The organism is Isoptericola sp. NPDC019571, assembly GCF_044389385.1.
In the GTDB taxonomy this organism is placed as follows: Bacteria; Actinomycetota; Actinomycetes; order Actinomycetales; family Cellulomonadaceae; genus Isoptericola; species Isoptericola nanjingensis.
This window is the reverse complement of sequence record NZ_JBIRXZ010000009.1, coordinates 164,170-183,349: the sequence shown is the minus strand read 5'-3', so window position 1 is coordinate 183,349 and position 19,180 is coordinate 164,170. Positions and strand designations below refer to the sequence as shown.

Annotated in this window: 18 protein-coding genes; 14 read left to right on the top strand and 4 right to left on the bottom strand. The window is 75.1% G+C overall.

The genetic code is table 11. The annotated features are described in order from the left end of the window. Positions 1-53 precede the first annotated feature (53 nt). The 3 genes from ACH443_RS16440 to ACH443_RS16430 are packed head-to-tail and all read left to right on the top strand — an operon-like array spanning position 54 to position 1,641. Positions 54-647 (top strand): molybdopterin-dependent oxidoreductase, encoded by a 594-nt coding sequence (locus tag ACH443_RS16440; protein WP_429763178.1) that lies wholly within the window; start codon positions 54-56, stop codon positions 645-647. Next, positions 644-1,354 carry a ferredoxin reductase gene (locus ACH443_RS16435; protein WP_429763177.1) on the top strand — a complete coding sequence of 237 codons (711 nt, stop codon included), beginning with the start codon at positions 644-646 and terminating at the stop codon, positions 1,352-1,354. Before ACH443_RS16440 ends, ACH443_RS16435 begins: the two co-directional genes overlap by 4 nt. Next, the gene (locus ACH443_RS16430) at positions 1,354-1,641 is read left to right on the top strand and encodes a DUF6510 family protein (RefSeq protein ID WP_430557688.1); all 288 of its coding nucleotides are present in this window, start codon (positions 1,354-1,356) and stop codon (positions 1,639-1,641) included. Before ACH443_RS16435 ends, ACH443_RS16430 begins: the two co-directional genes overlap by 1 nt. 39 nt (positions 1,642-1,680) lie before the next feature. Here ACH443_RS16430 and ACH443_RS16425 read toward each other — a convergent pair whose 3' ends face one another. From ACH443_RS16425 to ACH443_RS16415, 3 genes are all read right to left on the bottom strand, one after another. Next, positions 1,681-2,631: a Ppx/GppA phosphatase family protein gene (locus tag ACH443_RS16425; RefSeq protein WP_430590906.1), complete on the bottom strand. Its 951-nt coding sequence runs from the start codon at positions 2,629-2,631 to the stop codon at positions 1,681-1,683. Positions 2,632-2,739: 108 nt separating this feature from the next. Continuing rightward, complete coding sequence (locus ACH443_RS16420; protein ID WP_429763174.1) at positions 2,740-3,114, bottom strand: SHOCT domain-containing protein; 375 nt, start codon at positions 3,112-3,114, stop codon at positions 2,740-2,742. 176 nt (positions 3,115-3,290) lie between these two features. Continuing rightward, positions 3,291-4,700: a glutamyl-tRNA reductase gene (locus ACH443_RS16415; RefSeq protein WP_430557689.1), complete on the bottom strand. Its 1,410-nt coding sequence runs from the start codon at positions 4,698-4,700 to the stop codon at positions 3,291-3,293. 49 nt (positions 4,701-4,749) lie between these two features. Here ACH443_RS16415 and hemE point away from each other — a divergent pair, with 49 nt between their 5' ends. The 7 genes from hemE (at position 4,750) to ACH443_RS16380 (ending at position 12,408) form a co-directional block, all read left to right on the top strand. After that, positions 4,750-5,910, top strand: coding sequence for a uroporphyrinogen decarboxylase (gene hemE / locus ACH443_RS16410; protein ID WP_430590905.1), 1,161 nt, complete (start codon positions 4,750-4,752; stop codon positions 5,908-5,910). Continuing rightward, complete coding sequence (locus ACH443_RS16405) at positions 5,907-7,412, top strand: protoporphyrinogen/coproporphyrinogen oxidase (RefSeq protein ID WP_430590904.1); 1,506 nt, start codon at positions 5,907-5,909, stop codon at positions 7,410-7,412. The genes hemE and ACH443_RS16405 overlap by 4 nt, the downstream gene beginning before the upstream one ends. Positions 7,413-7,540: 128 nt before the next feature. After that, complete coding sequence (hemC, locus tag ACH443_RS16400; protein WP_429763170.1) at positions 7,541-8,629, top strand: hydroxymethylbilane synthase; 1,089 nt, start codon at positions 7,541-7,543, stop codon at positions 8,627-8,629. Next, the gene (locus tag ACH443_RS16395; protein WP_430590903.1) at positions 8,626-9,486 is read left to right on the top strand and encodes a uroporphyrinogen-III synthase; all 861 of its coding nucleotides are present in this window, start codon (positions 8,626-8,628) and stop codon (positions 9,484-9,486) included. The genes hemC and ACH443_RS16395 overlap by 4 nt, the downstream gene beginning before the upstream one ends. Before the next feature lie 56 nt (positions 9,487-9,542). Continuing rightward, entirely contained in the window at positions 9,543-10,493 is a 951-nt protein-coding gene (gene hemB, locus ACH443_RS16390) for a porphobilinogen synthase (RefSeq protein WP_429763223.1), read from the top strand. A 2-nt stretch (positions 10,494-10,495) separates the two neighbouring features. Next, positions 10,496-11,830, top strand: coding sequence for a glutamate-1-semialdehyde 2,1-aminomutase (gene hemL / locus ACH443_RS16385; RefSeq protein WP_430590902.1), 1,335 nt, complete (start codon positions 10,496-10,498; stop codon positions 11,828-11,830). A 5-nt stretch (positions 11,831-11,835) separates the two neighbouring features. Continuing rightward, a complete protein-coding gene (locus tag ACH443_RS16380) occupies positions 11,836-12,408 on the top strand; it encodes a cysteine hydrolase family protein (protein WP_430590901.1) in 573 nt (190 codons plus the stop codon). 21 nt (positions 12,409-12,429) lie between these two features. Here the strand turns inward: ACH443_RS16380 and ACH443_RS16375 are convergent, their stop codons facing one another. Next, the gene (locus ACH443_RS16375) at positions 12,430-12,987 is read right to left on the bottom strand and encodes a TetR/AcrR family transcriptional regulator (RefSeq protein WP_429763166.1); all 558 of its coding nucleotides are present in this window, start codon (positions 12,985-12,987) and stop codon (positions 12,430-12,432) included. Between the two features lie 128 nt (positions 12,988-13,115). Here ACH443_RS16375 and ACH443_RS16370 point away from each other — a divergent pair, with 128 nt between their 5' ends. The 4 genes from ACH443_RS16370 (at position 13,116) to ACH443_RS16355 (ending at position 19,178) form a co-directional block, all read left to right on the top strand. Next, positions 13,116-14,975, top strand: a complete 1,860-nt coding sequence (locus ACH443_RS16370) for an ABC transporter ATP-binding protein (protein ID WP_430590900.1) — start codon at positions 13,116-13,118, stop codon at positions 14,973-14,975. Positions 14,976-15,158: 183 nt separating this feature from the next. After that, the gene (locus ACH443_RS16365; RefSeq protein WP_430590899.1) at positions 15,159-16,289 is read left to right on the top strand and encodes a LacI family DNA-binding transcriptional regulator; all 1,131 of its coding nucleotides are present in this window, start codon (positions 15,159-15,161) and stop codon (positions 16,287-16,289) included. Positions 16,290-16,448: 159 nt separating this feature from the next. Further along, complete coding sequence (locus ACH443_RS16360; RefSeq protein WP_430590898.1) at positions 16,449-18,110, top strand: ABC transporter substrate-binding protein; 1,662 nt, start codon at positions 16,449-16,451, stop codon at positions 18,108-18,110. A gap of 87 nt (positions 18,111-18,197) precedes the next feature. Beyond that, the gene (locus ACH443_RS16355) at positions 18,198-19,178 is read left to right on the top strand and encodes an ABC transporter permease (RefSeq protein WP_429730146.1); all 981 of its coding nucleotides are present in this window, start codon (positions 18,198-18,200) and stop codon (positions 19,176-19,178) included. Positions 19,179-19,180: the final 2 nt, after the last annotated feature.

The window sequence follows — 19,180 nt, the reverse complement described above, 5'->3', positions numbered from 1 at the left end:
TCGGACCTGACCCGGCACGCACCGTCCGGGCGGCGGCGTGAGAGGGGTCGGCGATGGCGGTCGTGACACGAGGGTTCGGGGGCCGGCGCCCCGAACCGGAGCACGAGGTGCCGCCGGGGCAGTTCGTCACGGACGACTTCCCCGTGCTGTCGGCGGGGCCGACCCCGGACGTGGACGTGTCCCGCTGGGAGCTCACCGTCCGCACGGAGACGGGCGAGGGCGTCTCGTGGACGTGGGAGCAGCTCCTGGCGCTGCCGGCCGAGGACGTCGTCACCGACATCCACTGCGTGACGCACTGGACCAAGCTCGGCACGACGTGGCGCGGCGTCTCCCTGGACACGCTGCTGGCCGACGTCGAGACGAGCGCCGAGTTCGTCATGGCGCGCTCCTACGGCGGCTACACCACGAACCTGCCGCTGCAGGACCTGCTCGACGGGCAGGCGTGGGTGGCGTACGAGTTCGAGGGCGAGCCGCTGGAGCCCGTGCACGGCGGGCCTGCCCGGCTGCTGGTGCCGCACCTGTACTTCTGGAAGAGCGCCAAGTGGCTGCGCGGCCTGGACCTCATGGACGACGACGACCTGGGGTTCTGGGAGCAGAACGGGTACCACGCCTACGGCGACCCCTGGCTCGAGCAGCGGTACGCGTGAGCTGGCACGTCGCGACGGTCGTCGGGGCGCGGCCCCTGACGCGCACCGCCCGCGCCCTGACCCTGGCGGTGCCCGGGTTCGTCGGGGCGCTGCCCGGCCAGCACGTCGACGTGCGGCTCACCGCCCCCGACGGCTACCAGGCCACCCGCGCCTACTCGCTCGCCGAGACGGGGCACGACGAGCGCGTCGACCTCGTCGTGGACGAGGTCCCCGACGGCGAGGTGTCGCCCTACCTGGTCCGCGACGCCCGGCCGGGCGACCAGCTCGAGGTGCGCGGTCCGCTCGGCGGGTACTTCGTCTGGCACGACGCCGACACCGCCCCGGTGCTGCTCGTCGCCGGCGGCTCCGGCGTCGTGCCGTTCCTCGCGATGCTGCGCGCCCGCCGCAGCACCGGCCGCCGCGCGCCGTTCCGCCTCGTGTGCTCCGTACGCACGCCCGCCGACGTGATCGAGCGCGGAGAGGTCGACACCCCCGACCGCGGGTTCGACGTGCGCTGGGTCTTCACGCGCGAGGCCCCGCCGGGGTGGCCGACTCCGCCCCGCCGGATCACGACCGACGACCTCGTCGCCCCCGGGTTCGGCCCGGACGACGGCACCGAGGTCTTCGTCTGCGGCCCCACCGGTTTCGTGGAGGCGGCGGCCGGCCTGCTGACCGGCCTCGGGCACCCGCCCGACCGGGTCCGCACCGAGCGATTCGGAGGTGCCTGATGTCGTCCCCCGAGCCGTCCGCCCCGGGCGGGCCCGTCCTCGACGGGTCGGCCCTGGCCGGCGCACTGAGCGAGGTCTACGCCTTCGAGACCACGAGCGCCGTCGTGCGCTGCGCGAGCTGCGGGCACACCGACGTCCTCGCCCGCACGACCGTGCACCTGTCCGCCATGGGCGGCGTCGTGCGCTGCGCGACCTGCGCCGCCGTCCTGCTCGTCGTCGTCGAACGCCCCGACGGCGTCCGCGTGTCCGCGTCCGGCGCGGCCTGGGTGCAGGCCCCGCCCCGCTGAGCCGGCCGGATCAGTGCCGGCTGCCCCGAGGATCGGGCCTCACAGGTGGTCGAGCCACTGCAGCACGGCGCCCTCGCGCAGCGCCCACGGGCAGATCTCGACCTCGTCGACGCCGAGCGCGCGCATGGTCTCCTCCGCCACGACCGCACCGCCGACGATCTGATAGGTGCGCTCCGGCGTCACGCCGGGCAGCGCGGTGCGGCCCTCGGCGGTGAGGCGGGCCAGCCGCGGCACCCAGTCCGCGAGCTGGGGCAGGCGCAACCGCCAGCGGTCGTCCGGGCCGACGGCCTCCACCTGCATGCCGGCCAGCCGCGCGAGCGAGCGGAACGTCTTCGACGTCGCGACCACGTGGTCGGGTGCCGGCACGGTGGCCAGCCTGTCGACGACGGGCGTCAGCAGCGCGCGGGCGTGCACGCGCAGCGCCTGGACCTGGTCGGGCGGGGGCGGGTCGTCGGGCAGGTGCTCCCTCGTGGTCCGGCCGGCGCCGAGCGGCACGGACGCGGCGAGGTCCGGCTCCTCGTCGACGCCGGTCGCGATCTCCAGCGAGCCGCCGCCGATGTCGAGCACCAGGAGCCGGCCGGCGGCCCACCCGTGCCAGCGGCGGGCGGCGAGGAACGTGAGCCGGGCCTCGTCCTCGCCCGACAGCACGACCACCTCGCGCCCCACGCGGCCGGCGATCTCCGCGAGCACCGCGGTGCCGTTCGCGGCGTCCCGCAGCGCGGAGGTCGCCATCGGCAGCAGCTCGTCGACCGCGGACTCGCGGGCGAGCCCCATGACGTCGTCGACGGCGGCCAGGATCGTGCGCCGCCCCTCGTCCGTGACCGCGCCGTCGGCGTCGAGGTACCGCATGAGGCGCACCGTGATCTTGCGCTCCGCGTGCGGCACCGGCCGCACGCCGTACCGCGCGTCCAGCACGAGCAGGTGCACCGTGTTGGAGCCGATGTCGATCACGCCGAGGCGGGGCGCGGAGGCCCGGGCTGCACTGCTCATGGCAGCCGAGCGTAGCGGCGGCGTCGGACGCCGTACCCGCCCCGCGCACGACGACGCCCGGTCCCGCGGGGCGGGGCCGGGCGTCGTGAGCCGGTCAGCCGGGAGTGGTCAGGCGAGCGCCTTCGCCTTGAGCTGCGCGTACTCCTCCGGCGTGATGGTGCCCTCGTCGAGCAGCTTCTTCGCCTGGGCGATGTGGTCGGCCGGGCTGCCCGCGACCTCCCGGATGTACGCGTCGGTGCCGGCCTTGGCCTCCTTCACCGCCGCGAGCTGGCGCTCCGACATCCCCCGCCCGCGGGCGATGAGGTAGATCAGCGCGGTGATCATCGGGACGAAGATCAGGAAGATGACCCACACCGCCTTCCACCAGCCCGACAGGTCCCGGTCACGGAAGAGGTCGGTGAGGATCTGGAAGAGGACGATCAGGTAAGCCACGAAGAGGAAGATCCAGACGAGGTACCAGAAGAAGTCCCAGAAGGTGTCCATGTTCAGCGCGTCCTTTCGAAGGCGGTTCCCACACCGTCGACGGCCGACAGGGGCGGCCAGGTGCCCGCTTTCGGCACGCTAGTGCCGACATGCCGGACGCGCGCGCTGAAACGGGGTGATCTAGGCCCCCAACCGGCGAACCGGGCTCTGCGGGAGGTTCGCGACAGGCGGGACGATCAGCGCCGGTCGGCGCGCTCGGCGTCCTCGACGAGCTCCTCGGCGCCCGCCACGACGGCGGCCTCCTCGGCCCGCGCCCGGGCCAGCGCCTCCGCCCGCGCGGCCACGATCTCGCCGTGCAGGGCGGCGTGCACCCGCTTGCGGACGTCACGCGCGATGGCGTCGACGTCGGCCTCGTCGGGGGTGGTCCCGCCGCGCGCCGCCAGCTCCGTGGTGAGGCGGTCGACCGCCGCGTCGACCTCCCGGCGGACCTCGACCTCGGCCGCGTCGAACAGCGCCACGACGGCGGCGTCCGCGGCGCGGCCCAGGCGGGTCTCCTCGAAGCCCGCGGCCGCGTCGTCCACGATCCGCCGGGCACGGTCGACGACGTCCGCGGCGGTGGCCGGGGCGTGCGCCTTGAGCGTTCCCAGGTCGTACAGCAGCACGCCCTCGACGTCCGCGACGCGCGGGTCGACGTCGCGGTGCAGCGCCAGGTCGAGCACGACCAGGGGGCGCGGCTCCGGCTCGTCGCCCGCGGCGACCGCGGCCCGCTCGCGCGAGCGCACCACGGCGGCCGCGTCGAGCACGTACTCCAGGGAGGCCTCGGCCCGCCCGTCCGTGACGCCGCCGGCCCGGCGGCCGCGGGCGCCCGAGCACGACACCACGAGGTCGGCGTCGGCGAGCGCCTCGACGAGGTCCGGCGCCGCCTCGACGTCGTGGCCCTGCGCGAAGATCTCGGCGCGGCCGGAGCGCGAGTACACCCGCACGTCGTCGCAGCCGCGGGCACGCAGGGCCGCCACCGACGCCCCCGCGTACGAGCCCGTGCCGATGAGCACCACGCGCAGGCCCCGCCACGACGCGTCGAGCTCGGCCGCGCGTCCGCGCCGCAGGTCCTGGCCGGCGAGGTCCAGCCCGAGCGACACGACGGACCGCCCGGCGGCGCCTAGCTCCGTCCGCGTGCCGACGCGCTTGGACGTGCGCGACGCCGTCTGGAACAGCAGCTCGAGGGTCTTGGACGTCGTGCCGTCGTCGCGGGCCTCGGCGAGGGCGCGCTTCACCTGCCCGGCGATCTCGCGCTCCCCCACGACCATCGAGTCCAGGCCCGCGGCCACCGTGAACAGGTGCGAGGTGACCTCCGGCCCGGTGCGGACCGTGAACGAGTCGGCCGCGACCTCTTCCGAGACCCCGGAGCCGGCCGCGACCAGCGCCGCGACGTGCTTCGTCGTGTGCCGGACGGCGTCGCCGTGCAACGGGGCGTCCACGTCGAGGTAGAGCTCGAAACGGTTGCACGTGGAGATCACGACGGCGCCCTGCACGGGCCCGCACGACCCCACGGCGACGCGCCCGACGGAGCCGGACCCGGTGGACAGCCGCTCGAGCGCGTCCAGGTCCAGCTCGCGGTGCGAGGCGGTGAGGGAGAGGAGTACCACAGTGGCTCCACTTTAAGAGGGCCGACGAGGCGGGGCAGAATCATGAACCGTGACATCCCCCACGATCGCTCCCGAGCCGAGCAGCGAGACCCACCCGCTCCCCGCCGACCACCCGCTGGTCGACGGCCGGACGACGCGTGCCCCGCTGGTGCGTGCCCTGCGGGGCGACCGTCCGGACGTGACCCCCGTGTGGTTCATGCGGCAGGCGGGCCGCTCCCTGCCCGAGTACCGCGAGGTCCGTCAGGGAGTAGGGATGCTCGACTCCTGCCTCCGGCCACCGCTCGCCGCGGAAATCACCCTCCAGCCCGTGCGCCGCCACCGGGTCGACGCCGCCGTCTTCTTCAGCGACATCGTCGTACCGCTGCGGCTCGCGGGCGTGGACGTGGACATCAAGCCCGGCGTCGGGCCCGTCATGGACCAGCCGTACCGCACGGCCGAGGACGTCGCGCGGCTCACCTCGCGGACGCTCGACGACGGCGCCCTCGCGCCGATCGCGGAGGCCGTGCGGCTGACGGTGGCCGAGCTGGGCGACGTGCCGCTGCTCGGCTTCGGCGGCGCCCCCTTCACCCTCGCCGCCTACCTGGTCGAGGGCCGGCCCTCGCGCGACCACCTCGCCGCGCGCACCCTCATGCACGCCGACCCCGAGACGTGGGCCCGACTCACCGCCTGGACGGCCGAGCTCACCGGCCGCTTCCTGCGCACGCAGGTGCTCGCCGGCGCCTCGGCGGTGCAGCTCTTCGACTCGTGGGCGGGCTCCCTCTCGCTGGCCGACTACACCGCGCACGTGGCGCCGTCGTCGACCGCCGCGCTGGCGCACGTCGCCGACCTGCGCACGCCGGGCGCCGACGAGGGCGACGGCCTCCCGGCGATCCACTTCGGCACCGGCACCGGGCACCTGCTGCCCGCGCTGCGCGACGTGCTCGACACCGCCGGGATCGGGTACCCCGTCGTCGGCGTCGACTACCGCACCCCGCTGGACGAGGCCGCCGGGCTGCTCGCCGACCACCCCCGCGGCGCCGTGCCCGTGCAGGGCAACATCGACCCCGCGCTGCTGGGCGCCCCGTGGCCGGTGCTCGAGGCGCACGTGCGCGACGTCGTCGCGCGCGGCGCCGGGGCCCCCGGCCACGTGGTCAACCTGGGCCACGGCGTCCCGCCGGACACCGACCCGACCGTGCTCACGCGCGTCGTCGAGCTGGTCCACTCGCTGTGACGCCGCTCCCGCCGCTCGGCGCCCCCGTCGACGTGCCCTCGGGCCGGCCCGCCCGGCCGCCCGAGCACGTGGACGCGGTGGTGGTCGGCGGCGGGATCGGCGGGCTCGTCGCGGCCCGCACACTGGTGCACCGCGGCCTGCAGGTGGTGCTGCTCGAGGCGTCCGACCGCGTGGGCGGGCCCGTGCGCGGCGGTGCGTTCGGCTCGCTCCCCGTGCGGCTCGACCTCGGCGCCGAGTCGTTCGCGGCGCGCGGCACCGCCGTCACGGACCTGGCCGAGGAGCTCGGGCTGGACGTCGTGAGCCCGGCCCCGCTGTCCGCCTGGGGGTACGCGGCGGGCCGCGCCTTCCCGCTGCCGAAGGCGGGAGTGCTCGGCATCCCCTCCGTGCCGTGGGCGCCCGACGTCCGCCGCGCGATCGGCTGGCCCGGCGTCGCACGAGCGGCCCTCGACCGCGTGCTGCCGCGGTTCGTCGCCGACACCACCGACCTCGGGACGCTGGTGCGCTCCCGGCTCGGCCGGCGCGTGGCCGACCGGCTCGTCGCGCCCGTCGCGACGGGGGTGCACTCCGCCCCGCTCGACCGCCTCGACGTCGCCGCCGTCGCGCCCGGGCTGCTCGACGCGTTCGCCCGCACGGCATCGCTGTCGCGCGCCGTGGCCGAGCTGCGGGCCGCCGCGCCGGCCGGGTCCGCCGTCAGGGGCATCGACGGCGGCATCCACGCCGTCGTCGAGGCGCTCACGGGCGAGATCGCCGCGAGCGCCGAGGAGTTCGCCGACTCCCCGCGCACCGACGCGACCGGCCCGATCCATGCCGCCGTGCGCGTGGGGCAGCAGGTCGACGGCGTCGAGCGGCTCGGCGCCGACTGGCAGGTCACCACGACCGTCGGCGACACCGTGCGCGCGCCGCGGCTGGTCGTGACGACGCCGCAGGTCGCGCCGCTGCTGTCCCCGTGGGTGACGGCTCCGGGCGAGGTCGAGCCGGGGTCCGTGCCCGTGCCGGCAGCGGAGGCCGGCGCCGACATCTGGCTCGCGACGCTCCTGCTCGACGCGCCCGAGCTCGACGACGCCCCCCGCGGCTCCGGGCTCCTCGTCGCTCCCGACGGCGACGGGGCGGACGGGGTGCGCGCCAAGGCGCTGACGCACGCGACGGCGAAGTGGCCGTGGCTGGCCGACCGCCTGCGCGCCGTCGCCGGCCCGGGGGTGCACGTGGTGCGGCTGTCGTACGGGCGGATCGGCGCCGCGACCGAGCCCCCGTCCGCCGAGGAGGCCGCCCGCGACGCGTCCGCCCTCCTCGGCGTCGACCTCACCGACCGGGTCCGCGACCACCTGCTGCAGCGCTGGGACGGCGCCCTGCCCCCGCCGACCCCCGCCTACCGCGCGCAGGTCGGGGCGTTCACCGCCGCCGTCGGGCACACGCCCGGGCTGGCCGTGACGGGAGGCTGGGTGGCCGGCACCGGCCTGGCCGCGATCGTCGCGCACGCGCAGGCCGCCGTCGCCGCCCTCTGACAGCTCTCCGGGCGGTAGTGACGCATCGTCATGACCCTGCGTCACGACGTCGGGGAGAACGGTGTGAGATCGGCCTCCAGCCCGCCGGGAGTTGTCCACAGGCGGTACCGCTGCGCGACACTGGACGGGTGAGCACCCCCGAGACCGCCCCCGCCCCGCTGCGCCTCGGCACCCGCGGCAGCGCCCTCGCGACGACGCAGTCCGGCCTGGTCGCGCGCCGGCTGGAGGAGCTGCTGGGCCGGCCGGTCGAGCTGGTGCGCATCCGCACCGAGGGCGACGTGAAGACGGGCTCGCTCGCGTCGCTGGGCGGCACGGGCGTGTTCGTCACCGCACTGCGGGAGGCGCTGGCGGGCGGGCGCTGCGACGTCGCCGTGCACTCGCTCAAGGACCTGCCGACGGCGCAGCCCGCCGAGCTCACGATCGCCACCCCCGAGCGGGAGGACCCGCGCGACGCGCTGTGCGCCCGCGACGGCCTCACCCTCGACACCCTGCCCCGCGGCGCGCGCGTCGGGACCGGCTCCCCGCGCCGGGCGGCGCTGGTACAGGCGGCGCGCCCCGACGTCGAGCTGGTGGACATCCGCGGCAACGTCGAGACCCGCCTCGCCCGCGCGCTCGGCCCGGACGCCGACCTGGACGCCGTCGTGCTCGCGCTCGCCGGCCTGACCCGGCTGGGCCGCACCGAGGTGGTCACGCAGGCGCTCGACCCGGCCGTCGTGGCCCCCGCGCCCGGGCAGGGCGCCCTCGCGGTCGAGGCCCGCACCGCCGACCTCGCGCCCGGCACGCCCCTGGCCGACGCGTTCGCCGCCCTCGACCACCGCCCCACGCGGCTCGCCGTGCTGGCCGAGCGCGCGGTGCTGGCGCGCCTCGAGGCCGGGTGCGCGGCTCCGGTCGGCGCGCACGCCCGCGTCGAGGCGGGCGAGCTGCAGCTCACCGCCGTCGTCGCGCGCGTGGACGGGACCGAGCAGCTCACGCACAGCGCGTCGGCGGTCCTCGCCGCGGACGACGCCCCCCTCGACCCGGCCGCGCAGGACGACGCCGCGACGGCCCTGGGGGTCCGCGTGGCCGAGGCTCTGCTCGCCGACGGCGCGGCGCGGCTCGCGCCGCTGGTGGGCGGCACGGTTGAGCCGCGCCGGGGCGAGGCGGACGCCGTCACCCCGCGCTCCGACGTCGAGCCCCTGCACACGCCCACCGGCACCGACGACCCGGAGGGCGCGTGACACCCGACACCCCCGCGACCCCGGCCCGCGCCGTGCTGGTGGCGCGGGCCCCCGAGCGTGCGGCAGGCCTCGCGGCCCGGCTGCGGGACGGCGGGCTGGAGGTCGTCGTCGCGCCGGTGATCGAGCGCGCCCCGGCGGACGACCTCGCCCCCCTCGACGACGCCGTCCGCGGCCTGGCCCGGGGCGCCTACGTGTGGGCGGTCGTGACCAGCGTCAACGCCGTCGACGCGCTCGCCGACGCCGCCGCCCGGACCGGCACGAGCCTCGCGGAGACCCCCGCGCGGTGGGCCGCCGTCGGGCCCGCGACGACCCGTGCCCTCGCCGCGGCCGGCGTCACGACCGACCTCGTCCCCGACGACGACGCCACGGCCGCCGGCCTGGTCGCGGCGTTCCCCGACCCTGCCGTCACCGATCCGGAGACGCCGGCCGTGCTGCTGCCGCTCGGCGACCTCGCCCGGCCGACCCTCGACGACGGGCTGGCCGACCGCGGCTGGGCGCCGCACGTCGTGACGGCCTACCGGACGGTGCGCCACGCGCTGCCCGCGGACGTCGCGGAGCGCGCCCGCGCCGGCGGCTTCGACGTCGTCGTCGTCTCGTCCGGCTCGGTGGCGCGCGAGATCGCCGACCAGGCGGGCACCGGCACGCCCGTCGTCGCCATCGGCACCCCCTCGGCCGACGCCGCCCGCGAGGCCGGGCTGCGCGTCGCCGCGGTCGCGTCGCACCCCACCGACGACGCGCTCGCCGCCGCCGTCGCGCAGGCGCTGACCGACCCCGCAGCATCAGACCCGGCACCGTCAGCACCACGGCCCACGGGAGCGAACCGTGCGCCTGACACCTCAGCGAAGGAGCACCCGTGAGCACCTCGGGCACCGGCATCGTGTACCGACCGCGCCGCCTGCGCACCACCCCCCGCATGCGTCGCCTGGCCGCCGAGACCCGCCTGCACGCGGCGGACCTCGTGCTGCCGCTGTTCGTCAAGGAGGGCCTGGCCGAGCCGGCACCGATCACCTCGATGCCCGGCCAGGTGCAGCACACCGAGGCCACGCTGCGCGACGCCGTCGCCGACGCTGCCCGCGCGGGACTGGGCGGCGTCATGCTGTTCGGCATCCCCGCCGAGCGCGACGCGACCGGCACCGCCGGCGACGACCCGGACGGCGTGCTGCAGCGCGGCATCCGCGTCGCGCGCGAGGCCGTCGCGGAGGTCGAGTCCGAGACCGGACGCCCGGGCCCCGTCGTCATGGCCGACACCTGCCTGGACGAGTTCACCGACCACGGCCACTGCGGCGTGCTCGCCGCCGACGGCACCGTGGACAACGACGCGACCCTCGACCGGTACGCGGCGATGGCCGTGGCCCAGGCGCGGGCGGGCGCGGAGGTCGTGGCGCCGTCCGGGATGATGGACGGCCAGGTGGCCGTCATCCGCGACGCGCTCGACGACGCCGGGTTCGACCAGGTGAGCATCCTCGCCTACAGCGCCAAGTACGCGAGCGCCTTCTACGGCCCGTTCCGCGAGGCCGTCGACAGCGCCCTGCAGGGCGACCGCCGCACGTACCAGATGGACGCCGCCAACGCCCGCGAGGGCCTGCGCGAGGCGGACCTCGACCTCGCCGAGGGCGCGGACATGGTCATGGTGAAGCCGGCGGGCACGTCGCTCGACGTGCTGCGCGGCGTCGCCGACCGGTCCGACGTCCCCGTGGCGGCGTACCAGGTCAGCGGCGAGTACGCGATGATCGAGGCGGCAGCCGCGAACGGCTGGATCGACCGCGAGGGCGCCGTGCTCGAGTCCGTGACCGCCATCAAGCGCGCCGGTGCCGACGTCGTCCTCACCTACTGGGCCAACGAGATCGCGGAGTGGATCAAGTGACCATGACGACCGACAACCACGCCGCGTTCCTGCGCGCGCAGGCCGCGATCCCCGGGGGCGTGAACTCCCCGGTCCGGGCGTACGGCTCGGTGGGCGGCGACCCGCGGTTCCTCGCCAGCGCGCGCGGCCCGTACGTCACCGACGTCGCGGGGCGCGAGTACGTGGACCTCGTCTGCTCGTGGGGCCCGGCCCTGCTGGGCCACGCGCACCCCGAGGTCGTCGCGGCCGTGCAGGACGCCGCCGCGCGCGGCCTGTCGTTCGGCGCGCCCACGGTGGCCGAGGTGGAGCTCGCGGAGGAGATCCGCCGCCGGGTGCCCGTCGCCGAGCGGGTGCGCCTGGTGTCCACGGGCACCGAGGCGACGATGACGGCGGTCCGGCTGGCGCGCGGCGTCACCGGCCGGCCTCTCGTCGTGAAGTTCGCCGGCTGCTACCACGGGCACGTCGACGCGCTGCTGGCGGAGGCCGGGTCGGGCGTCGCGACGCTCGCCATGCCGGGCACGGCCGGGGTCACGGAGGCGTCGGCGGCCGAGACGCTGGTGCTCCCCTACAACGACCTCGCCGCCGTCGAGGCCGCGTTCGCGCAGCACGGCTCGCGGATCGCCGCCGTCATCACCGAGGCGAGCCCCGCCAACATGGGCGTGGTGCCCCCGGCCGAGGGGTTCAACGAGGGCCTGCGCCGGATCACGCGCGCGCACGGCGCCCTGTTCGTCATGGACGAGGTGCTCACCGGCTTCCGCGTCGGCCCGTCCGGCTGGTGGGGGCTGGAGAACGCGCGCATCCGGGGCGAGGGCGGCGAGGGGTACACCCCCGACCTGATCACCTTCGGCAAGGTCGTGGGCGGCGGCATGCCCGTGGCGGGCCTGGGCGGCCCGGCGTCGGTCATGGACCAGCTCGCCCCGACCGGCCCGGTCTACCAGGCGGGCACGCTGTCCGGGAACCCGGTGGCGGTCGCCGCCGGCCTCACGACGCTGCGCCTCGCCGACGACGCCGTCTACGCGCGGGTCGACGCCGTCGCGGACGCCATCGCCACCGCGCTCGGCGACGTCCTGTCCGCCGAGGGCGTGGAGCACCGCGTGCAGCGCGCCGGGTCGCTGTTCTCGACGTTCTTCGGCCCGCTCGCCGCTGCCGAGGGCGTGCGCGACTACGCGCAGGCCCAGGCGCAGGAGGCGTACCGCTACCGTGCGCTGTTCCACGCGCTGCTCGACGCCGGCGTCAACCTGCCGCCGTCCGTCTTCGAGGCGTGGTTCGTCTCCGCCGCGCACGACGACGACGCGGTGAACCGCATCCTCGACGCCCTGCCCGCCGGCGCCCGCGCCGCCGCCGCGGCGACCGCCTGACGCCGGTGGTGGTCACGCACCCGACGCCTCGGGCGCCCGGGGCCGAGCGGTCCGTGCTGCTGGTGATCGACCTTCAGGTCGGGGTGCTCGACGGCTGCCTCGACGCCGACGGCGTCGTGCGCCGCACCGCCGCGCTCGTGGACCGGGCCCGCCGCGCGGGGACGCCTGTCGTCTGGGTCCAGGACCACGGCGACCTGCCCGAGGGCTCCCCCGGCTGGGAGCTCGCGGCGCCGCTCGAGCGGGCCTCGGGCGAGCCCCTGGTGCGCAAGGCGTACCGCGACTCGTTCGCGGGCACGGAGCTGGAGGACGTGCTGCACGACCTCGGCGCGACGCGCCTCGTCGTCGCCGGGGCGCAGTCCGACTACTGCATCCGCACCACGACGCAGGCCGCCGCGGCCCGCGGTCTCGACGTCACGCTCGTCAGCGACGCCCACACGACGACGGATGCCGAGTGGGAGGGCGTCGTGGTCCCGGCCGAGCACATCGTGGCGCACACGACCATGTACTTCTCCGGGCTGCGGTACCCGGGCCGCTCGCACGGCGTGGCCCCGCACGACCGGGTCCGGCTGACCGCCTGACGTCGGCCCCGCCCGACGAGGTCAGGGAGCGACGGCCTTGTCCACGGTGCGCACCAGCATCGGGACGATGTCGTGCCGCGCGGCCTGCCCCTCGCGCAGCGTGGCCCACGCGAGGTAGAGCTGCGCCCAGACGACGCCCACCACCCACTCGAGGTCGAGCTCGGGATCGATGCTGCCCTCGCGGTGCCCGCGTGCCACGAGCGCCGCGAGCGGAGCGGCGCCCTCCCCGTCGAGGACGGCGTCCGGGACGACGCCGGTGAACAGCAGCGTGAGCAGGTCGCCCAGCAGCAGGTACTCGGGGCACAGCCGCCGCAGCGCGGAGCGCGCGTCGCCCTCGTCGAGCCGGGCCCGCGCGTGCGCCTCGGTCAGCCGCGCCACGGTCTCGGCGCCGACCGCCTCGAGCAGCGTGGCGCGGTCGGGAAAGTACCGGTGGAGGGTGGTGCGACCGACCCCGGCGGCGTCCGCGATCTGCCCGAGCGAGGCCGCGGGGTCGCGCGCGAGCCGGCCGACCGCGGCCTCGACGATCGCGCGCCGGGTCCGCGCGCGGGCGCCGGTCTCGGCGTCGTGCACCTCCGTCATGGGGCGAACGCTACACCCGGGAATGGTTCACTGCTTGACCATGTTGGAACATCAGTGTTCCACTTTGGAGCAGACCACCCCGCCCGTCGGATCGTCAATCAGGGTTGACGAATTGAGGAGCGTCAACCATGGTTGACAGCATGGCCGCCACCGAGACCGCACCCCCACCAGACGCCGCCGGGGCCACCAGCGACCCCGAGCGCTCCGGCCGCGAGCGCCTGCGCATCCTGCTCGGCTTCGTGCGCCCGCACCGCCGCACGCTCGCGCTCGGGCTGGTGCTCGGGCTGCTGGCCACGGCGATGAGCCTCGCCACCCCGATGGTCACCAAGTGGGTGCTCGACACGCTGTCGACCGGCGCGTCCCTGGGCGGCCCGGTCGCCTGGCTCCTCGCGCTCATGGTCGTCGGCTCCGTCGTCGGGCTGTTCCAGTGGATCCTCCTGGGCCGCCTCGCGGAGGACGTCGTCTACGAGGCCCGGGCGTCGATCGTCACGCGCTACCTGCGGGCCAAGGTCGGCGCCATCACCTCGAAGCCGGCCGGCGAGCTCGTCACGCGGGTCACCTCCGACACCCTGCTGCTGCGCGAGGCGACGTCGAACAGCCTGGTCAGCCTCGTCAACGGGTTCATCTCCCTGGTCGGCACGCTCGTCCTCATGGCGGTGCTCGACCTCACGCTGCTCGGCTCCACGGTGGTCGCGATCGTCGTCGTCGCCGTCGCGATGGGGCTGCTGCTGCCGGGCATCGGCAAGGCGCAGCACCGCACGCAGGAGGCGGTGGGCCGCCTGGGCGGCGCCGTCGAGGGCGCGGTGCGCGCCGTGCGCACGGTCAAGGCCAGCGGCGCGGAGGAGCGGCAGGGGACGAAGATCCTCGGCGACGCGCGCGAGGCGCGCAAGCACGCGGTGACGGCGGTGAAGACCGAGGCCGTCGCCTGGACCGTCTCGTGGGGCGGCATCCAGCTCGCGATCATCGTCATCCTCGGGCTCGGCGCCTGGCGCGTCTCGCAGGACCTGCTCGCCGTCTCCAGCCTCGTGGCGTTCCTGCTCTACGCGTTCAACATCGTCGGGCCGATCTCGGAGCTCACCCAGGCGTTCACCACCCTGCAGTCCGGCCTCGCCGCCGCGGAGCGGATCCGCGAGGTCGGGACGATGGAGCTCGAGGAGGACGGCGCCGCCGCGCGGCCGGCGTCCACGCCGCGCGCCCCCGGCCCCGACGGGCGCGACGGCGCGGCGCGCCCGGTCCTCGTGCTCGACGGCGTCACCGCGGGCTACGCCGAGGGCACTCCGGTGGTGCACGACGTCACCCTCGAGGTGCCGCGGCGCGGGCACGTGGCGCTCGTCGGCCCGTCCGGGGCGGGCAAGACGACGCTGCTCTCGCTGCTGCTGCGGTTCCTCGAGCCGACGGGCGGCGAGGTCCGCCTCGACGGCGTCCCGTACCGGGACCTGACGCACGCGCAGGTGCGCGCCAGCTTCGCCTACGTGGAGCAGGAGACGCCGGTGGTGCCGGGCACCATCCGGGAGAACCTGCTGTTCAGCCGGCCCGACGCCTCCGACGCCGAGGTGCGCGCGGTGCTGGAGGCCGTGCGCCTCGCGGCCGACCTGGACGCCCTGCCCGACGGCCTGGACACCTCGCTGGTGTCGTCCGCCGTCTCGGGCGGTCAGCGGCAGCGGATCGCCCTGGCCCGCGCGCTGCTCAAGGAGCCGGACGTGCTGCTGCTCGACGAGGCGACGTCGCAGGTGGACGGCCTCACCGAGGCGGCGATCCACGACGCGATCCGCGCGCACACCCGCCACGGCGCCGTCGTGACCGTGGCGCACCGGCTCTCCACGGTGCTGGACGCCGACCGGATCCTCGTCATGGAGGGCGGCCGGGTCAGGGCCAGCGGCACCCACGAGGAGCTGCACGCCACGGACGAGCTGTACCGCGACCTGGTCGCCGCGCTGCGCATCGCCGTCGACGACCCCGAGCCGGACGCCGTGCCCACCATCGCCTGACCTCTCGGTCGCCTTCGAGAACGGGATCCGTACCGCCACGTCATCGAATGGCGGTACGGATCCCGTTCTCGAAGGCGACAGGGACCTGGTGGTGACCAGCCGCGATGCAGAGATGTATGCGCGTTCACTATCGTGGGACCGCTCGCACGGCCGTGCGGGCGAGGGATGCGGTCAGGAGTTCCGGTGGCGAAGGCCCCCACGGTGTACGACGTCGCGCAGCGCGCGGGGGTCTCGATCGCGACGGTCTCGCGGGTGCTGCGGCGCCCGGACGACGTGCGCGAGCGCACCCGCACGGTGGTGCACGAGGCGATCCGCGAGCTGGGGTACGTGCCGTCCGGCGCGGCCCGCGGGCTGGCGGCGCGCTCGACGGGCGTGCTGGGCCTGTGCTTCCCCGACGTGGACGGCATCGACGAGGCCGCCGACCTGCCGGACCCGGTCCGCGTGGGCGAGGCGGTCGAGGTGGTGCGCGACGTCGGCGGCCCGGTCACGGCGCGCTGGAGCAACCTCTACCTCGGCGAGGTGATGCGCGGCGCGGAGCTGGAGGCGTGGCGCACCGGCCACGCGGTGATGATCGGCGTCGCGCGCGGGCTGCGGCGCGCGCAGGCGGTCAACGAGCTGGCCGGGCGCGTGGACGGCCTGGCGGTGCTGGCCAAGTCGGTGCCCGACGACCTGCTGGCGCACATCGCCCGCCGCGTCCCCGTCGTCGTCATGGCCGGCCCGCCGCAGGACGACGCCTACGACCACATCTCGGTGGACAACCGTGCAGGCACCCGCGCCCTGGTGGACCACCTGATCGCCGACCACGGCCTCCGCGACCTGGCGTTCGTGGGCGGCCCGTTCGACTCCCCCGACGCGCACGAGCGCTTCCAGGGCTTCCGCGACGCGCTCGCCGCGGCGGGCCTGCCCGTGCCCGACGAGCCGGTGGCACGCAGCGACTTCACGCGCACCGGCGCCCGCGACCTCGCCCGCCGGATGCTCGAGACCCACGTGACCGGCCGGGGGTCGGGGACCACGGGACAGGCGCTCCCCCGCGCGCTGGTGTGCTCCAACGACCAGACGGCGCTCGGCTTCCTCGACGTCCTCACCGAGGCCGGGGTCGACGTCCCGGGCGACGTCGTCCTCACCGGGTTCGACGGCATCGACGCCACGCAGGCGTCGATGCCGCGGCTCACCACCGTGAGCCAGCCGATGGTCGAGCTGGGGCGCGCCGCCGTGGAGCTGCTGCGCGGGCGCCTCGCCGACCCGTCGGCACCGGCAGCCACGGTGAACCTGCCCGTCCGCGTGCTGCTGCGCGAGAGCTGCGGCTGCGCGTGACCCTCGCCGACCGGGGCACCGCAGCGCACGCCCGGGCCGTTGGCCACACGGTTTGCCGCTCCGAAATGTATGCGCATACACTCGCCGGGACGCCGCACGCCGACCCCGGCGTGCGCGGGCCCTCACAGGAGAGGCCTCGACGAAGAGGAGTGGATGTCCATGACGCGCACAGCGCGCTCGGGGCGGCGCCTGGCCGCCATCGCGGCCACCGTCGCGGTGCTGGCCACGGCGGCCTGCTCGGCACCGGTGCAGAACAAGGGTGACGACGGCGCCGCCGGCGGCGCGACGTCGATGCTCATCGCGGCCGACAACGGCTCGCCGACGTTCGACCGGAACTTCAACCCGTACTCGTCCGGCAAGCGGAACACGACGACGTACATGTACGAGCCGCTGGTCATCATCAACGAGATGAGCGGCGAGGAGACCCCCTGGCTGGCCACGGGGTACGAGCAGCCCGACGCCAAGACCGTCGTCTTCACCATCCGGGACGGCGTCACCTGGTCGGACGGCGAGCCCCTCACCGCCGAGGACGTCAAGTACTCCTTCGAGCTCGTCAAGAAGCACCCCGAGATGGACCTCAAGGGTGCGTGGTCGCACCTGAAGTCCGTCGAGGTGGACGGCAAGACCGTCGTCGCGCACCTGAAGACCGACGACGTCCCCGCCGCGAAGATCCTCGCCCAGCAGCTCATCGTGCCCGAGCACATCTGGTCCGAGGTCAAGGACCCGGTCACCTGGACCAACGAGGAGCCCGTCGGGTCCGGCCCCTACACGCTCGGCACGTTCACGCCGAACCAGTACACGCTCACGAAGAACGCGACGTACTGGCAGGCGGACGAGGTGGCCGTCGAGGAGCTCGTGCAGCCCGCCGCCAACTCCGAGCTGGACATCGTCAACAACGGCTACGACTGGGCCTACGCGTTCATGAGCGACGTCGAGGACACCTGGGTCAAGGCCGACCCCGAGAACAACACCTACTGGTTCCCGGCGGGCGCGGCGATCTCGCTGATCCCGAACATGACGAAGGCGCCGTACGACGACGTCGACTTCCGCAAGGGCATCGCGCTGGCCCTGGACAAGCAGGTCATCGCCGACAAGGCCGAGCAGGGCTACGTCGACCGGGCCAGCCAGACCGGCCTCATGCTGCCGAACCAGGAGGCCATCCTCGACACGTCGATCCCGAACCAGGGCTACGTCGACCAGGACACCGACGCCGCCCTCGCCTCGTTCGAGAAGGCCGGGTACACGAAGAAGGGCGACAAGCTCGTCGACTCGTCCGGCAAGCCGCTGAAGGTCACGATCACCACCCCGAACGGCTGGTCCGACTGGCTGCAGGGCGTCGAGCAGGTCAAGGGCCAGCTCACCGCGATCGGCATCGACGTCACCGTCGTGCAGCCGCAGGCCGCGGCGTACCAGAAGGAGCTCCGCACGGGCGACTTCGACATGATCATGGGCACCGTCGGCGGTACCGGGCAGCCGTTCCAGGACTACAACGGCCTCATGGGCTCGGAGTTCCTGCTGCCCGTCGGCAAGACCTCCGCCGGCAACTTCGGCCGCTTCGAGTCGAAGGAGGCCGACGCGCTGCTCGCCGAGCTCAAGGTGACCACCGACGAGGCCAAGCAGCTCGAGATCACGCACCAGCTGGAGCAGATCACCTACGAGCAGCTGCCGATGATCGCGCTGTTCTACGGCGGCTCGTGGGGCCTGTTCTCGAACAAGAACTTCACCGGCTGGCCCAGCGCGGACGACCCCTACGCCTCCCCGAAGACGTGGGACTCCACCCCGCTGCTGATCCTCACGCACCTCAAGCCCGCCCAGGGCTGACGCCCGCCCGCCGGCCGGGCCCGACGACCGCCGTCGGGCCCGGCCGGCACCCCTTGCCCCACCGAACCGACCGACCCGGAGGCTCCGTTGCGCTACGCGCTCCGCAAGCTCGGCCTGCTGGTCCTCACGCTGTGGGCGGCGGTGACGCTGAACTTCGTCATCCCGCGCCTCATGCCCGGCTCGCCCGCTGACGCGGCCATCGCCAAGCTCGCCCAGAACGGCCCCGTGACGCCGTCGGTGCAGGCGGCGATCGAGGCCCAGCTCGGCGTGCCCGGCGGCAGCATCTGGGACCAGTACGTCACGTACCTGAACAACGTCATCCACCTCGACTTCGGGGTGTCCTACACCTTCTTCCCGCAGCAGGTCTCCGAGCTCGTCGCCGGCGCCCTGCCCTGGACGCTGATCATGGTCGGCGCCGTCACCGTCGTGGCGTTCGTGCTCGGCACCCTGATCGGCATCGGGGCGGCCTGGAAGCGCGGCACCTGGATGGACTCCCTGCCCACGGTGGCCGGCAGCTTCCTCTCCGCGTTCCCCTACTTCTGGACCGCGCTCCTCATCGTCTTCTTCCTCGGCTACGTGCTCGGCTGGTTCCCCACCTCGGGCGCCTACTCCGCCACCGCGGTGCCGAACCTGTCGTGGGAGTTCCTCGGCGACGTGCTGTACCACGCGGCCCTGCCCGCGGTGACGATCCTCATCACGTCGCTCGGCGGCTGGATCCTCGGCATGCGCAACACGATGATCAACACGCTCGGCGACGACTACGTGACGTTCGCCGAGGCCAACGGCCTGCGCGGCCGCACCGTCGCGATCCGCTACGCCGCCCGCAACGCGATCCTGCCGAACCTCACCGGGTTCGGCATGGCGCTCGGCGGCGTCGTCGGCGGCTCCCTGCTCGTCGAGCAGGTGTTCGCGTACCCCGGCGTCGGCTACCTGCTGTTCAACGCCGTCACCAACCAGGACTTCCCGCTGATGCAGGCCCTCTTCCTCATGATCACCGTGAGCGTGCTGCTCGCGAACTTCCTGGTGGAGATCCTCTACGGCGTCCTCGACCCCCGAACGAGGCGGTGACC

What these genes read in the sequence shown, in the direction of transcription:
- ACH443_RS16440 (WP_429763178.1), top strand. Translation starts at nt 54, where the DNA reads ATGGCGGTCGTGACACGAGGGTTCGGGGGCCGGCGCCCCGAACCGGAG.
- ACH443_RS16430 (WP_430557688.1), top strand. Translation starts at nt 1,354, where the DNA reads ATGTCGTCCCCCGAGCCGTCCGCCCCGGGCGGGCCCGTCCTCGACGGG.
- ACH443_RS16425 (WP_430590906.1), bottom strand. Translation starts at nt 2,631, where the DNA reads ATGAGCAGTGCAGCCCGGGCCTCCGCGCCCCGCCTCGGCGTGATCGAC.
- ACH443_RS16420 (WP_429763174.1), bottom strand. Translation starts at nt 3,114, where the DNA reads ATGGACACCTTCTGGGACTTCTTCTGGTACCTCGTCTGGATCTTCCTC.
- hemB (WP_429763223.1), top strand. Translation starts at nt 9,543, where the DNA reads ATGCGTCGCCTGGCCGCCGAGACCCGCCTGCACGCGGCGGACCTCGTG.
- hemL (WP_430590902.1), top strand. Translation starts at nt 10,496, where the DNA reads ATGACGACCGACAACCACGCCGCGTTCCTGCGCGCGCAGGCCGCGATC.
- ACH443_RS16375 (WP_429763166.1), bottom strand. Translation starts at nt 12,987, where the DNA reads ATGACGGAGGTGCACGACGCCGAGACCGGCGCCCGCGCGCGGACCCGG.
- ACH443_RS16370 (WP_430590900.1), top strand. Translation starts at nt 13,116, where the DNA reads ATGGTTGACAGCATGGCCGCCACCGAGACCGCACCCCCACCAGACGCC.
- ACH443_RS16360 (WP_430590898.1), top strand. Translation starts at nt 16,449, where the DNA reads ATGACGCGCACAGCGCGCTCGGGGCGGCGCCTGGCCGCCATCGCGGCC.